This is a genomic window from Caballeronia sp. LjRoot34 (assembly GCF_964253815.1).
Taxonomy (GTDB): Bacteria; Pseudomonadota; Gammaproteobacteria; order Burkholderiales; family Burkholderiaceae; genus Caballeronia.
Window position 1 is genome coordinate 1644705 of record NZ_CAXUSB020000003.1, and the last position, 14634, is coordinate 1659338.

General features: G+C 59.7%; 16 protein-coding genes. 8 read left to right on the forward strand and 8 right to left on the reverse strand.

The features are described from left to right. The first annotated feature begins 97 nt into the window (after positions 1-97). Positions 98-334: a hypothetical protein gene (locus tag ACSQ36_RS38275; RefSeq protein ID WP_213762992.1), complete on the forward strand. Its 237-nt coding sequence runs from the start codon at positions 98-100 to the stop codon at positions 332-334. 16 nt (positions 335-350) lie between these two features. Here the strand turns inward: ACSQ36_RS38275 and ACSQ36_RS38280 are convergent, their stop codons facing one another. Next, complete coding sequence (locus ACSQ36_RS38280) at positions 351-638, reverse strand: ATP-binding protein (protein ID WP_436186127.1); 288 nt, start codon at positions 636-638, stop codon at positions 351-353. Between the two features lie 208 nt (positions 639-846). Between ACSQ36_RS38280 and ACSQ36_RS38285 the strand changes: the two genes are divergently transcribed. The 5 genes from ACSQ36_RS38285 (at position 847) to ACSQ36_RS38305 (ending at position 6386) form a co-directional block, all read left to right on the forward strand. Next, on the forward strand, positions 847-1512 hold the full coding sequence (locus ACSQ36_RS38285; RefSeq protein ID WP_213762988.1) for an OmpW family outer membrane protein: 666 nt from the start codon (positions 847-849) through the stop codon (positions 1510-1512). 160 nt (positions 1513-1672) lie between these two features. Then, on the forward strand, positions 1673-2365 hold the full coding sequence (locus ACSQ36_RS38290) for a CBS domain-containing protein (RefSeq protein WP_436186128.1): 693 nt from the start codon (positions 1673-1675) through the stop codon (positions 2363-2365). A 387-nt stretch (positions 2366-2752) separates the two neighbouring features. Further along, positions 2753-4138 (forward strand): glutamate decarboxylase, encoded by a 1386-nt coding sequence (locus ACSQ36_RS38295; protein WP_436186129.1) that lies wholly within the window; start codon positions 2753-2755, stop codon positions 4136-4138. A gap of 54 nt (positions 4139-4192) precedes the next feature. Next, on the forward strand, positions 4193-5671 hold the full coding sequence (locus ACSQ36_RS38300; RefSeq protein WP_213762980.1) for an amino acid permease: 1479 nt from the start codon (positions 4193-4195) through the stop codon (positions 5669-5671). A 259-nt stretch (positions 5672-5930) separates the two neighbouring features. Next, positions 5931-6386, forward strand: coding sequence for a DUF2934 domain-containing protein (locus ACSQ36_RS38305; RefSeq protein WP_436186130.1), 456 nt, complete (start codon positions 5931-5933; stop codon positions 6384-6386). Positions 6387-6489: 103 nt separating this feature from the next. On the opposite strand, the gene ACSQ36_RS38310 is transcribed toward ACSQ36_RS38305, so the two are convergent. Next, on the reverse strand, positions 6490-7413 hold the full coding sequence (locus ACSQ36_RS38310; RefSeq protein ID WP_436186131.1) for an NADP-dependent oxidoreductase: 924 nt from the start codon (positions 7411-7413) through the stop codon (positions 6490-6492). Then, a complete protein-coding gene (locus tag ACSQ36_RS38315; RefSeq protein ID WP_436186132.1) occupies positions 7410-8477 on the reverse strand; it encodes an alkene reductase in 1068 nt (355 codons plus the stop codon). Before ACSQ36_RS38315 ends, ACSQ36_RS38310 begins: the two co-directional genes overlap by 4 nt. A gap of 103 nt (positions 8478-8580) precedes the next feature. Between ACSQ36_RS38315 and ACSQ36_RS38320 the strand changes: the two genes are divergently transcribed. Together ACSQ36_RS38320 and ACSQ36_RS38325 are read left to right on the forward strand one after the other, a co-directional pair. After that, positions 8581-9471, forward strand: coding sequence for a LysR family transcriptional regulator (locus ACSQ36_RS38320; RefSeq protein ID WP_436186133.1), 891 nt, complete (start codon positions 8581-8583; stop codon positions 9469-9471). Between the two features lie 372 nt (positions 9472-9843). Then, complete coding sequence (locus tag ACSQ36_RS38325; protein WP_436186134.1) at positions 9844-10569, forward strand: dienelactone hydrolase family protein; 726 nt, start codon at positions 9844-9846, stop codon at positions 10567-10569. Positions 10570-10611: 42 nt separating this feature from the next. On the opposite strand, the gene ACSQ36_RS38330 is transcribed toward ACSQ36_RS38325, so the two are convergent. From ACSQ36_RS38330 to ACSQ36_RS38350, 5 genes are all read right to left on the reverse strand, one after another. Next, entirely contained in the window at positions 10612-11106 is a 495-nt protein-coding gene (locus ACSQ36_RS38330; protein WP_436186135.1) for a DUF3237 domain-containing protein, read from the reverse strand. A gap of 82 nt (positions 11107-11188) precedes the next feature. Continuing rightward, positions 11189-11509: an NIPSNAP family protein gene (locus tag ACSQ36_RS38335; protein WP_436186136.1), complete on the reverse strand. Its 321-nt coding sequence runs from the start codon at positions 11507-11509 to the stop codon at positions 11189-11191. A 28-nt stretch (positions 11510-11537) separates the two neighbouring features. Further along, a complete protein-coding gene (locus ACSQ36_RS38340; protein ID WP_436186137.1) occupies positions 11538-12287 on the reverse strand; it encodes an SDR family NAD(P)-dependent oxidoreductase in 750 nt (249 codons plus the stop codon). A gap of 101 nt (positions 12288-12388) precedes the next feature. Next, positions 12389-13378 (reverse strand): zinc-dependent alcohol dehydrogenase family protein, encoded by a 990-nt coding sequence (locus tag ACSQ36_RS38345; protein ID WP_436186138.1) that lies wholly within the window; start codon positions 13376-13378, stop codon positions 12389-12391. Positions 13379-13452: 74 nt separating this feature from the next. Beyond that, positions 13453-14568, reverse strand: coding sequence for an alkene reductase (locus ACSQ36_RS38350; RefSeq protein WP_436186139.1), 1116 nt, complete (start codon positions 14566-14568; stop codon positions 13453-13455). Between the last annotated feature and the right edge of the window lie 66 nt (positions 14569-14634).

Consider the following 14634-nt stretch of genomic DNA (forward strand, 5'->3'; position numbering starts at 1 on the left):
GTTCCGCCTTGCCGGCCAGGATGCTGGACGGCGCCGACACGGGACGATGGTCCGGTTGTCGGGGGGTGTCGGGGGTGGAGAGTAAGGGAGACATGATATGGCGCTGACGGGTCAAGTGACGGGGGACGGCTGGAGCGTTTCCACCAATAGCATCCCGGTCGACGGCGGTTTTTGCTGCGAAGTGCACGTAGCCCATGGCGGCACGGCGGGTGATTTCACGCATCAGTTCCGGCACTCGAAAATCTTTGCCCGCGAGTGGGAAACGGTACTCGACGGCTTGCGCGAGGGCGTGGTGTGGATCGACCTGAAGCGCGCGAAAACGATTCATCTATAGAGTGGCGCGCAATGGCTTAGTTGCTGTCGCGGTTTGCCTTGACAGCGTCGATGGGTAAACCGATGCCGATTCGAAATCCGTCGTTCGGCGCGCTGTCGAATGTTATTCGTCCATGTAGCTGGCGGCCCCGTTCCTGTATGCCGAGCAGTCCGAAATTCTTCTTTCCCCGATTGTTATCGAGCGTTGTTCCTTTGCCATTGTCCTCAATGCGCAGCCGGAATTCATCTTGCACGACACGCATCTGAACGCACACCCGGGTAGCTTCAGCGTGACGCGTGACATTGGTCAATGCCTCCTGCACCACGCACGAACCGCGGGGCTGGCGGAGGGGGTGTTTGCCTGCGATCGATTGTGATACGGTGGGATACGCCGGTTAGGTAGCACGGAATGGGCCCGGCAATACGGATATTGAAGCGAACGATGCAATTCGCGCGGAAAACGCAATACGCCGCACCCTTGTTCTGCTGGTTCGCTGATCCACATCATGGCGCGGTATCGGCTGCATTCGGAAAATGCCGATACGGAAAAGCGCATTCGCGACCGGAAAAACAAGGGGAAAATCCGTGGAAAAGCATTCACTATTTGCAGCGGCGCTGTTGAGCGCGGCTTTATCGGCGGTATGCCTGCCGGCACAGGCCGATCAGGGCGACATTCTTGCGCGCGTCAGGGCAATCAGCATCCAGCCCAGTGTCTCCGCGGGCGGCACACTGGGAAGCATCGGAACGGGCGTGAACAACGCCATTGTTCCCGAACTCGATTTTGTTTATATGGTGCGCCAGAGTATTGGCGTCGAGTTGATTCTTGCTACGTCGCGTCATCAGGTAACGTCGAACACCGGGGCGCTTGGCGGCGTGAACGTCCTGCCGCCTACGCTCTTGCTTCAGTACTATTTCAACTCTGCGGGCAAGGTTCGCCCCTACGTTGGCGCGGGCGTGAACTACACGCTGTTCTATAACAACGGGCTGCACGCCGGAGATACGCCCGTATCGATCAAGAACTCAAGTTTCGGCCCCGCGCTGCAAGCGGGTGTCGATGTACAGGTCGCCCGCAATCTGTTCGTCAACTTCGACATCAAGAAAATCTGGATGCGCACCAGCGCGACGGCGGATGGTGCATCGCTTGGGTCGCTCAAGATCGATCCGCTGGTGGTCGGCGTTGGCGTAGGCATGCGTTTCTGATGGCGGCACGGTTGACCTGAGTACGGTTGATCTGAACGCAGTTGATCTGAATCATGTCCGCCGCGCGATCCTTCACTAGCATTCTTAATGGCGGCGAGCTCTCATGAGGGTGGTTCAACCCTTGTTCAGGCGCTCGCCCGATCACATTGAGGGAAATACCATGCGAGCAGTCGATGTCATGACCAGGAAGGTCATTACCGTGGGCCCCGGCACGACCGTGCGAGAGGCCGCGCGCCTGTTTGCCGACAATCACATCAGCGGGGCACCGGTCGTGGATGACGAGGGCCGCTTGCTCGGCATGCTCACCGAGGGCGACCTCATCCATAGAGCCGAGATCGGCACGCAAGCCCGTCGACGCTCATGGTGGCTTGAATTTTTTGCGTCGACGCAGAATCTTGCCGCAACGTATATCAAGGAGAACGCGCGCCTGGTCAAGGACGTCATGACGCCCAAGGTGATCACCGTCAAGGAGACCACGCTGGTGAGTGAGATAGCGGACCTTCTGGAGCGGCATCGGATCAAGCGCGTTCCGGTGTTGTACGACGGAGAGCTGCTTGGAATTGTTAGCCGTGCGAACCTGGTGAAGGCGTTGGCCAGCGTTCCTAAGGACGCTGGCGTGAGCACGCCGAACCCCGACGAGACTTTGCGCGAAGCGGTTATCCGGGAACTTGGCGGTCACCGTTGGGCCGTGGCCGCTGAGAACGTCATTGTGAATGACGGCACGGTTCATCTATGGGGTGTTGTCACGTCGCCCGAGCAAGCGCGTGCCATGTGCATTGCCGCTGAAAAGGTGCCGGGCGTCAAGGGCGTGGAAGACCATACCGATGCGCCCATGATAATTCCCGCGATGTAATCGTCTACTAAATCTGGCGTTGCTACCTGAACTCAAGTGGCGCCAGAGCGTATCTATCCGGCGGGCATAAGAGCACCCGCAAGGCGCATGTATCAAAGCCGGCTTCAGGGATTAATGGCGGGATTAAATCCGGAATTAAAGACCTGCACGTAGTGCGAATGACACAGGTCAATAATCGTTTGAGTCAGCGGCATATAACGGTATCAGGCCGCGCGAAGCGGTTGCTCCTGAACCGCAAACCTGATCTTTTTGCTGGCTCTCCGAACAGCCGCAAGACACCTCTTGTTTCCGTGGCTGCGATCAACCGCATGGCTTTGCGACGAAGCCACTTGGCCTCAAGCACCGCACGCCTGGCGTTTCCGCTCCCTCTTCTCATCGGAATGATCAATGACATTTCTTAAGCCCGCGCTCGGCAGCGCCGAAGCGAACAATGACGAGTATTCAACCACTATCTCCGGCGCGTCATTGCCGAAATATCGCATTCCGAAATTGCCCTCGGAGCCTCATGCGGTATTTGATCTGGTTCGCGACGAACTTTTCATGGATGGCAATTCGCGTCAGAACGTGGCGACTTTCTGCACGACCTATGCAGACGACGAAGTCCGCCGCTTGATGGATTTATCGATCGATAAGAACATGATCGATAAAGATGAATATCCGCAGACCGCCGAGATTGAAAAACGCTGCGTTCATATGCTTGCCGATCTGTGGCATGCGCCGCGTTCGTGGGAAACAACGGGATGTTCCACAACGGGTTCGAGCGAAGCCTGCATGCTGGGTGGGCTTGCGCTCAAATGGCAATGGAAGAAGCGCCGCCTGGCTGAAGGCAAACCGGTCGACAAGCCCAATATTGTGTGCGGACCCGTGCAAGTGTGCTGGGACAAGTTCGCCCGTTATTTCGATGTAGAGCTTAGGCAGGTCCCTCTCACCGGCGATTCGCTCGGTCTGCAACCGGAACAGCTCGCCGCCTATTGCGATGAAAACACCATTGGCGTGGTCGCTACGCTTGGCATTACCTTCACGTGCGTCTATGAGCCCGTCAAGGCCCTCGCCGGCGCGCTGGACGCGTTGCAACGAGATGTTGGCCTGGACATCCCCATCCACGTGGACGCCGCCAGCGGCGGCTTTATCGCGCCTTTCATTCAACCGGATCTGGAATGGGACTTCAGCATAGAACGGGTGAAATCCATTAACAGCTCGGGCCATAAATATGGTCTCGCGCCGCTCGGAGTAGGTTGGGTGGTATGGCGTAGCGTGAAGGACCTGCCTGACGACCTGATCTTCATGGTCGATTATCTTGGCGGCAACATGCCCACGTTCGCGCTCAATTTTTCGCGGCCGGCGGGGCAGATCATCGCGCAGTATTACTTGTTGCTCCGGCTAGGCCACGAGGGGTACAGGCGTATCCAGCAAGAATGTGCCGACACGGCGCAATTCCTGGCAGACGGCCTCGCCAAACTTAGCCCCATAGAAATGGTGTACGACGGCCGCGGCGCGCTGCCCGCGGTTTGCTACAAGCTGCGCCACCCCGATACCGCCGGTTTTTCGCTTTTCGACTTGTCGGACCGTGTTCGCATGCGGGGCTGGCAAATCGCCTCCTACGAGCTTCCCGCTGACCGTGAGGAAACGATCGTCCAGCGCATCCTGATTCGCCGGGGCATCACGCGCGACATGGCGGGTCTGCTGCTGAACGACATCAAGAATGCAATCGCGCATCTGCTGGAAAACCCGGTGCCTAACTCAAAGGCGGGACCGAGCTTTCACCATAACTGACATTGACGGCTTAGTTGACGACTTAGTTGACGGCTTAACGACCAGGAGTCTGATATGACTGCGACAGCAAAAAAGGGCACTTACCTGAGTGCCACATCAATCGGCCTGATGACAGCGGCCGCGGTGGTGACCAGCTTGCGCGGCTTGCCGCTGCTCGCGAAGGAAGAGATGACGATGTTCGTCTATCTCGCGTTCACCGTGATCTTCTACCTCATCCCGGCGTCACTGATCTCCGCCGAACTTGGCGGTGCTTTCGCCGACCGGCGCGGTGGAATATATACGTGGGTGGGTGAGGCATTCGGCAATCGATGGGGTTTTCTTGCTATCTGGCTGCAATGGATTCAAAACGTGGTGTGGTATCCGGTCGCGCTGACGTTCGGCGCGGCGGCTATCGCTTATACGATCGGCCGCCCGGAGCTGGCGACCAATGGCGTCTATGTCGGCGTGTTTTGCATCGTTGCCTATTGGCTTTCTACCTGGGTGGTGCTGCAAGGCGTGGAGGTTTTCGCGCGGATCGCCAACTGGACGTTCATTATCGGCACGATCGTTCCTGGGGTTGTATTGCTCGCGTTGCTGGCGTACTGGATCTATACGGGGCACGCACTCGGCTGGCAGCATCTGAAGGACCCGGCGCTTTCGGAAGCGGGTCAGGCGCGTTATTGGCCCGCGATCCATGGCTTCGGCACCATCGCGTTTCTCGCCGGTATCGTGTTGCTGTTCGCCGGCGTCGAGGTCCAGGCCGTGCACGTGATGGACATGCGCAGCCCGAGCCGCGGCTACCCTGCTGCAATTGGTCTGGGCGCCATCATTTCGATCCTGATTTTTGCGCTTGGTGCGCTGCCGATCGCCGGCATTCTTCCGTACGAAAAGATCTCGCTGCAGTCCGGCGTATTCGATACCTTCGCCGCGGTCATCACGGACATCTGGCACATGCAGTGGCTGGTATCGGCGCTGTCGCTACTGGTAGGCGTGGGCGCCATAAGCGGGGTGCTGGCGTGGCTTGGCAGCCCCTCACGTGGTCTGCTTGAAACGGCTCATGAAGGCGAACTGCCGCCGCTGCTGCAGGCGAAGAACAAAAAAGGGATGCCTACTCATATCCTGCTGGTGCAGGGGGTGATTGTTACCCTGATGTCTTGCTTTTACTTCGTCATCAAGGATGTATCGGTCGCATTTTTCCTGATCTCGGCAATGACTATTGCACTGTATTTGATCGCTTACATGCTGATGTATGCCGCAGCGATAAAACTGCGCTATTCCGCGCCCGATCTCAAGCGCCCGTTCACAGTGCCAGGCGGGATCGTGGGGATGTGGATTTTTGCGGGCGTGGGCCTCGCGGGTGTGGTGTTCAGCTTCGTGGTGTCGTTCTTCCCGCCCGACCAGTTGCCGGTGGGTTCGCCGGCCATGTACATCGGGCTGGTGACGCTTGGCATCGTGGTGTTTGGCGGCGTCCCGCTGATCATCCATCACATGCGCCGCAGCAGCTGGGCCGCGCCGGCTGATTCACCCGTGCTGGCAGCCACCGCCGCGAAATAAGAGAAGAACCGCCTGCGTGCAAACCCGACACGCTGAGCGGTTCGGCCGGGTTCGCCGACTGATTGATGCTGAATTTTGTTCACGTGGATCGATCCTTGCGCAACGTCTTTATGTAAGGCGAGGGAACGCCGGTCCATCGTGGAAGATGAGCAGATGTGATTGGCGAGCCGCACAGGGCTGAGGTTCCGCGGCGTCTGTATCCGGGTTACCTCGTTCTTTGATAGCGATGGTTCGGCAAACACCCTTGGGGAGCACGGCAATGGCGGAGCGCTTGATTGATGTGTTGGACGGCAGCGGAACGGTTATTCATACCTACCCGGTCACGCTTGGGCAGGCGGATGATCCCCCCGATGATGCGCGATACGAAGCAAAGGCACTCGAGGCAGCGGCTCACGGGCGCCTGGTACCCGATGCCGAGCTGCCAAGCCTGAGCGCAAGGGTCCACGTGGGGAGAGGCGGTCAACTGGCGTCTTATGGCGACGATCTGGACAATAGTTCGGAAACGAGACAGGGTCTGGAGCAGGGTATCCGCACGCGCGCCTACTTTTTGTGGGAACAGGATGGTTGCCCTGAGGGGCGGGCCGACGACTATTGGCAACGCGCCTCCCACCAGCACCTTAGCGAGCGTGCGTATGTGCTCTGGCAACAAGAGGGCAACCCGGAAGGACATGCCGATGAAAACTGGCATCGCGTACGTGAATTCGGGGCTCAATGACCTGAGGTTTGATGCCATGGATTGGGGTCACGGTTTGACCGGCCACGATCACCTCGATCGGTAACGATGACTTCGCTGCGGTTACCCACAGCGAAGTCATTATTCATTGAAACAGGATCACCGCTTTACCCGGTCCATGTCCCGTCTTGTTGCGCTCGATCGCAGCGGCAGCGTCGCTCAATCTGGCGACTTCCGATACTTCCACTTTCACCGCGCCTTGATCGACCAGGCTCACAATCTCTGCAAGTTGTGCCGCATCGGGTCGCATCTGAAACCAGATACCGTGCTTGCCCGCTGGCGTATGGGCTGCAATATCCGGCGCGGCCGTGCTCACGATTCTTCCCGCATCGGTTATCACTTGCCACGAGTTGGCGAGCGCCGAGCCGCCCACCAGATCAAGCACCAGATCGATGTCCCTGGTCCGCTCCCAGAACGACGAAGTCCGATAGTCGATGACTTCATCCGCACCCAACCCACGCAGATAACCCGCGTTGATGCCCTGAGCGGTCGCTATGACTCGCGCCCCGGCACGGCGCGCGAACTGGACGGCGAAACTCCCAACACCGCCGGCCGCGCCATGAATCAATACGGTCTGGCCGCGTTTCAGTTCTCCCGCTTCGAACAACGCCTGCCATGCGGTCAGCGCCCCAACGGGGATAGCCGCAGCACGCTCGTCGGTCAGGCTGGCAGGCGTTTTCACCAGCATGTTCGAGGCGACTGCTATGAAATCGGCATAGGCGCCGATTCCGCCCACGGGCCCCATGACCCGGTCGCCGATAACGAATCCGCTCACGCCGGCGCCGACTTCAATCACTTCGCCGGCTAGTTCAACGCCGAGCGTCGCGGGGAGGGGCAACGGGAAATCGTTTTGCAACCAGCCGTCGCGGATCTTCCAGTCGAGACCGTTGATTCCCGCGGCCTTGACGTGAACCACGACCTCGCCTGAAGCGGCGGCGGGCATCGCGATGTTGTCAACCTTCACGGCGTCAGGACCGCCGTAGGCGTGGATACGAAGGGCGCGGTTCATTGAGCTTTCTCCAGTGCGGGATAGTCGATATACCCAGTCGGGCCGGGCGAATAGAACGTGTCGCGCTCGGGCGTGTTGAACGGTGCATCGGCGAGAAAGCGCTGTGGCAAATCCGGGTTGGCGAGATAGAGGCTGCCAAACACCGTTGCATCCGCGTTGTCCTGCTCGATCAGTGCTTGCGCGCTCTCGCGGGTCAGCCCGCCGCCTGCCAGATAGGGGCCATCGAATAACGGACGAAGGAACGTGCGGTAATCGAATTCGCTCTTGGTCTTCGCCACATGCAGATACGCCAGCTTGAGCGCGGCGAGTTGCTCCACGAGATAACGATAGGTCTCCTGCGGTGTTGCATCGGTTACATCGTTGAAGCCCATTTCAGGCGCGATCTTGATACCGACGCGGTCGCTGCCCGCTTCCTGAGACATCGCGCCCAATACTTCGAGGATGAAGCGCGCGCGATTGGCAAGCGAGCCGCCGTAAAGATCGGTCCGCTGGTTCGTTCCCGATGACAAAAACTGCTCGGGCAGATACCCCGAGGCCGCATGCAATTCAACGCCGTCGAAGCCTGCAGTCAAGGCGTTGCGCGTGGCAAGCCGATACGCCTGGACGATATCCGCTATCTCATCGGTCTCAAGGGCGCGCGGTTGTACAAACTCTTGCGGTCCCGTCGCGGTGAATACCGTGCCGGCGGGACGGATTGCCGAAGGCGCGACGGGCGTCGCGCCGTTCGGCAACAGGCTCGGATGAGAGATGCGGCCGGTGTGCATGAGCTGCAGGAAGATAAGGCCGCCCTTGGCATGCACCGCATCGGTGACATGCTTCCAGCCCTCGATCTGCGCCTCGGAATGGATGCCCGGCGTGCGCACATAGCCTTTGCCCATCGGCGCGGGATAGGTGCCTTCCGTAATGATCAGGCCGGCGTCGGCGCGCTGGCCGTAGTAGTCCACCGCCATGGGCGAAGGCACGCCTGTGGTGTCATCGGCGCGTGAGCGGGTCATCGGCGCCATGACAAGGCGATTGCGAAGCGTATAGCGGCCAATCCGGGTAGTGCTGAAGAGCGCGTTCATGTCGATTCCTTGGTTGAGGAGGTGTAGAGACATGTTGCATTGATCCATCCAAGGGATAAATAGCTATACTTGAAAACAGTGATCCACCAGTGGAGCAATCATCGTGGAACTGTTGAGCTATATGCGGTTATTCGTGGAAGTCGCCCGGACCAAAAGCTTCAGGGGCGCGGCCGAAGCGCTGGATATGCCCAATTCAACGCTGTCGCGACATATATCGGAACTGGAAAAGACGATTGGCCTCCAGTTGCTTCATCGCTCGACACGCAAGGTCGAACTCACCGCCGCGGGCGAGGTGTATTTCAAGCGGTGTCAGAGCATTGTCGAAGAAGCGCGCATCGCGCACGAATCCCTGCTCGATGTTGTGGAACGTCCAAGCGGCACGCTGCGGGTGTCGATGCCGGTCGATCTCGCGACCGGTTATCTCGCGCCGATCCTGGGCGAGTTCGCGAAGGCTTATCCGCTCATCAGTTTCGAGTTCGACCTGACGCCGCGACGCGTGGACTTGCAGAGCGATCCGTTCGATCTCGCCATTCGCATGGGACCGCCGCCGACAACGCCATCAACACTTGTCGCACGGCAGATCGCGCTGTTGCCACGCTATCTCTATGCATCGCCCGACTATCTCAAGGCCGCCGCGCCGCTGATCCATCCCGACGACCTGACGCATCACGTGCTGTGCATCGGGCAAGCGGCGACGAGCCAGGGGGACGTGTCGAGAACCCTTCATCGCGGGGACGAGGCGGTCAATGTGATGATTGCGTCGCGATTCAAGATGAACAGTGTCGGCCTGAGCCGTGCGCTGGCGATGGCGGGTGTGGGTATCGCCGTGCTCGATACGGAGCTTGCGCGCGAGGATGTAGCGTCGGGACGTCTACGGCGGGTACTCCCGGAGTGGAGTCTTGCGCCGATCCAGGTGCACGCGATTACCGATACCCGGCTCTTGCCGGCCAGGACCCGCTTGTTCATCGATTTCATCAAGGCGCGGCTCAATTGACGAGGTTTTTGGCGCTAGATGTCTGGTCCCTGTAGTACCGTACCGGCAGGCGTAACCTGTGAACCGGGCCTCAACGTTGTCATCCTCAACGATATTGCGGCTTCTGGGCCTTGATTGCCATCGCTTGATGATCAAATTGTATAAAGATAAGGAATACGATGTATTTGGCAACCGTTAGTCCGTGATCCATTCGGTGCAGCCCCGCGCGATCGTCCTGCGACGCTTTGTCAGGGAACGCATTGCGAGGATGCCTGTTGCGTCACCAATCCGGCCAGCGAGAGCAATGCCCTTCCTCATTGACAACTGACCGCGGCATGCGTACCCGTGCCACTGGCGCTATGCTACCGGTTCCGCCCAATCGAGGACCATGTCATGAAACAGTCACCAGGATCCATGATCACCTATCAACGCCCTGACGGGAAAGACGTTCAGGGTTATTTGGCCAAACCGCAGAAACTGGAGGGCGCACCTGCCATCGTCGTGATTCAGGAATGGTGGGGCTTGAACGACCAGATCCGCGGCGTCGCCGACCGCTTCGCGCAGTCCGGTTATCTGGCGCTAGTCCCTGATCTGTTCCGCGGAAAAACCACCGTTGAAGAGGAAGAGGCCAGCCACCTGCTGGGCGCACTCGATTTCGCGGATGCCGCCGGTCAGGACATAGCGGGTGCCGTGAAGTACCTCAAGACGCAGTCGGAGCGGGTCGGCGTGACCGGCTATTGCATGGGCGGCGCGCTCACGCTGCTGGCCCTGTGTCATGTCCCTGACCTATCCGCCGGCGCGGTGTGGTACGGCTTCCCGCCGCTCGAATACGTCGATGCATCGAAGATCAAGGCACCCGTGCTTGGTCACTGGGCCACACAGGACGAATTCTTCCCGGCTGAAACGGTCGACGCGCTGGAGAGCAAGCTGACTGAGGCCAAGGTCGACGTCGAGTTTCATCGCTACCTTGCGCATCATGCGTTCGCCAACGAAACAGCGGTCGGCCCGGGCCGTATTGCCCGGACCCAGTTCGATCCGGTCTGGTCGCAACTGGCGTGGGATCGGACGCTGACCTTTTTCGGCCGCACGCTGTGGCCGCAGTCAACGCACGCCGGCTAGCATTGCGGGTTCTGTGGAAGAAGGAAGCCGGCGGCGAACCGGCTACAGGACTTCAAAAACGCTGTAAACAGGCCCATAGGCGAACCGGTGTCCCGTCCCCACGGCGATGATCCGGTTCAGCCACTCATACTTTCCTGCGGGCGCTTCGAACATGGGGTTGATCCGGAAATAGTAGCTCGCCGGGTCGACTTCTTCGCCTTTTTCCAGTCGTTGAATGACGTCAACGGGTCCGTGACGTACGCCGCGATACGCCATCGTCAGGTTCACGCCGTCGTCGGTTTGCAGGATCAGGCGCACGTCGAGCGTCGTGCTTGCGTCGCCGCGAACGGTTTGCCAGTCGCTGCCGCCGTCCAGCACCTTGCCGGACAGCCGCTCGCCGGCAAACGTCCCCGACGGCACAATTCCCACGCGACGAAACGGCCCCGGTGTTTCACCAACGATCACAATCGGCTTGACGTCTAGCCGCATGACGAACAGAGGGCGGGCTTGCACGCTCTTGAGCGATGGGGGGAGGTCATCGAAAAGCGGAGTAGACATGCTGTTCACCATCGCTATGTAGGGCGTCGCCGCCGGTCCGCATGACGAACCTGAAGGCTGCGTGTTCCTTTGATTGGTTACGCTATTTCAGCGGCGAGAAGTCCGTGGGCCGCATGATCCGCGACTCCATGCTGACGAGAATATCCAACTCCTTCACCTTGCTGCCGAATGCTTGCCAGCGGCTGTCGGCTGCCATCCTGTCGCGGCGCTCAAGCCGATCGTCCAGGCTCTTGTACGCCCAGATATGAACGATCTGGCTGATGTCGCCAATCTCGGTGGTGAAGAAGCCGATCAGTTCGCCCAGGAACTCCTTCTGAAGCGGCAGGGCCTCGCTTTTGTATAACGCAAGCCATTCAGCGGCGCGCAATGGTTTGAAGGTATAGGTTCGGATCTCGTAAAGCATCGGTTATCTCCTGGGGATATCAAAGGTATTACGACGCGGTTCGCCCGCCATTGACCCTGAGGACTTCGCCGGTCATGAAGCTCGACTTATCGGACGAAACGAACACAATGGCGTCGGCGATTTCTTCAGGCGTTCCAGCGCGTTTGAGCGGGACGGCCGCGAGAAAAGCCGCCTTGCGTTCCGCATTTACCGTCAGGCGATTCAGCATTGCAGTCTCCACGGGACCGGGGGCGACGGCATTGACCCGTACACCAAACGCCGCAGCCTCCAGCGCCGCGGACTTCGTAAGACCCTCCACCGCGTGCTTGCTGGCCACGTAGATCGACGCGCCTGCCGCGCCGCGCGCGCCCATTGTCGACGAGATGTTGACGATACTGCCGCTGCCTTGCGCGGTCATCACGCGCAGTTCGTGTTTCATGCCAAGCAGCGTGCCGAGCACATTGGTATCGAAGACGGCTGCGTAGCGTTCGGGCGTCTGCTCCATCACGGGCGCCGACTCGCCTTCAGCACCCGCGGCGTTGACCGCCACATCGAGCCGCCCGAAGCGGGCCACTGCGCCGTCGACCAGATTGCGCACATCGTCTTCAAAGCGGACATCCGCCTGAAGAAATTCAGTTTCCGCGCCGAGTGCGTTCAGTTCGGCGGCGAGCTTCAGGCCTTCTTCAACGCGGCGGCCCGACACCACAATCCGCGCGTTTTCGCGGGCGAATGCAAAGGCGGCGGCGCGACCGATGCCGGTCAGCGCGCCCGTGATGAGTACAACAGGATGGTTGGTCATTTCGTTTACTCCTTGATCGGCCAGCGCGAAAGCAAGTCCTGCCGATCGCGCGGCCCTTCATTCGGGTGCCAGCGCCCGCGACCGGGCGGCGGCGCTTTTGCTTACACGGTCACCACGATCTTGCCGAACTGACCGTTGGTTTCCAGATAGCGATGCACGTCGACAATTTCGTCGAACGTGAAAGTGCGATCAATCACCGGTTTGAGCGCGCCGCTCTCAAGTCCCTTCAGCACGTACTCCACCGCAGCCTTCCGACGTGTCGCGTCTCCACTCGTCAGCCAGATATTGTGAGCCTTGACGGTGATCATCTTGGCGATCATGTCCAGCACGGGCAGGGGTGTCACACCCTCGCTAAGCGCGCCATAGATGTACGCAATGCCCTGGAACGACAGCGCGGAAATCAGCTTCGGGAAGTTCGGACCGCCGACTGGGTCGAACACCACGCGCGCACCCTGGCCGCCCGTGATTCGCTTGACCTCTTCGACCAGGTCAGTCTCGTCCGTGACAATGACGTGCGCCGCGCCCGCATCGAGCAACTGCTGTTTCTTTTCGGCTGTACGCGTTGTCGCGATGGACGTGGCGCCGGCGTAGTTGGCAATCTGGATCGCCGCGAGTCCAACGCTGCTCGACGCTGCCGGGATGATGACAAAATCGCCCTTGCCTACTTTCGCATCTTCGATGAGTGCGCCGTAAGCCGTCACGAACATCATCCAGACCGATGCCGCTTCGGCATACGAAAGCGATTCCGGATGCTTGACGACTGCATAGTCAGGCGCCACGATGACTTCGCCGTACGTGAAGTACTGATTCATCGAGAACGATGGAATCAGGCTGACCTTGTCGCCGGGCGCGAAGCCGGTGACGTCGCTGCCCACTGCATCGACAATACCCGCTGCTTCGTATCCGAGACCTGCCGGGAACTTGACGGGTTCGATATACGCGTCCGCGCGCCACATTGCCTCGGCGCGATTGATGCCGATTGCCTTGACGTTGATGCGAACTTCGGTCGGACCGGGAGCGGGTACTGTTGTCTCCACGAATTCGAGGACTTCGGGACCGCCGGCTTTGGCAAACTTGATGGTGCGTGACATGAGGCTCTCCAGAGTAAGTGGGTTCGAGCTGGGTTCAGGCTGGGTTCAAGCGCGGCGCCGAAGCGCCATCCGGTTCACACGGCTTCTGCGACTTCTACAGTAGGCAAATAAGCGGGAAAATCCGAGTAATGCTTTTCATCGCCGCCCCAGAACGCGGCGCGGACATACGGTGTGAGCGGCAGCTTGTGCTCCAGACGATACGGCAAATCAGGATTCGACGAGAAGTGACGGCCGAATGCGACCAGGTCTGCATCGCCGGATGCCACGATCGCCTCGGCGCTGTCGCCGTCGAAACCGCCGGCCGCGATGATCGGACCGGAGAAGTGCGCACGCAGATACTTCGTTGCAACGGGCGCTTGCCCTTCATGCAGCGTTTCATCGCCCTTGATGCGCGGCTCGATCACATGCAGATACGCAATCTTGTATTCGTCGAGCACCTTCGCGACGTAGCTGAAGGTTGCTTCAGGATTGCTGTCGGAGATACCGCCCCATTCGCCTGACGGCGAGATGCGCACGCCGACCCGGTCCGCACCCCACACGGAGATGAGGGTTTCAACGGTTTCGCGCAGGAAGCGGACGCGGTTTTCGATTCCGCCGCCGTAAGCGTCGGTGCGCTGGTTGGTGCCGTCCTGGATGAACTGATCTACCAGGTAGCCGTTCGCACCGTGAAGCTCGACACCATCGAAACCTGCATCCAGCGCGCGTTGTGCTGCAACGCGAAATTCTTCGACAATGCCCGGAATCTCTTCAATGCCAAGCGCCCGATGCGGTGAAGCCGGAACGAATCCGTCCTTGGTCAGCGCGACGCCGTCGAACGGGACGACCGACGGCGCGACCGGATCAACACCGCCGGTCATCTCGACGTGGCTTTGACGGCCGCCGTGGATGAGCTGCATGAAGGCGCGGCCACCCTTGGCGTGAACGGCATTGGCGATAGCCTTCCAGCCTTCTATCTGCCCGTCGTGATAGAAGCTCGCGGCGCCCAGGTACGAGCGGGCGGGGATCGAGATGCTGACGCCTTCAATGATTTCGAGCCCGCCATTCGATGCGCGCTGGCCGTAGAAGTCGGCCATCATCGGGCTGGGGATGTCGCCGGGCTGGATGGTGCGCAGGCGGGTCATCGGTGCAAGGACCACACGATGCGAGAAGGTATAGGCGCCAACTTTCTTCGATGTGAACAAGTGAGCCATGATCTTTCCTTTAGCAGGTAATGCGTATTCGGTCCGTTACGCGCCGGTCGCCAAGGACCGGCGCAA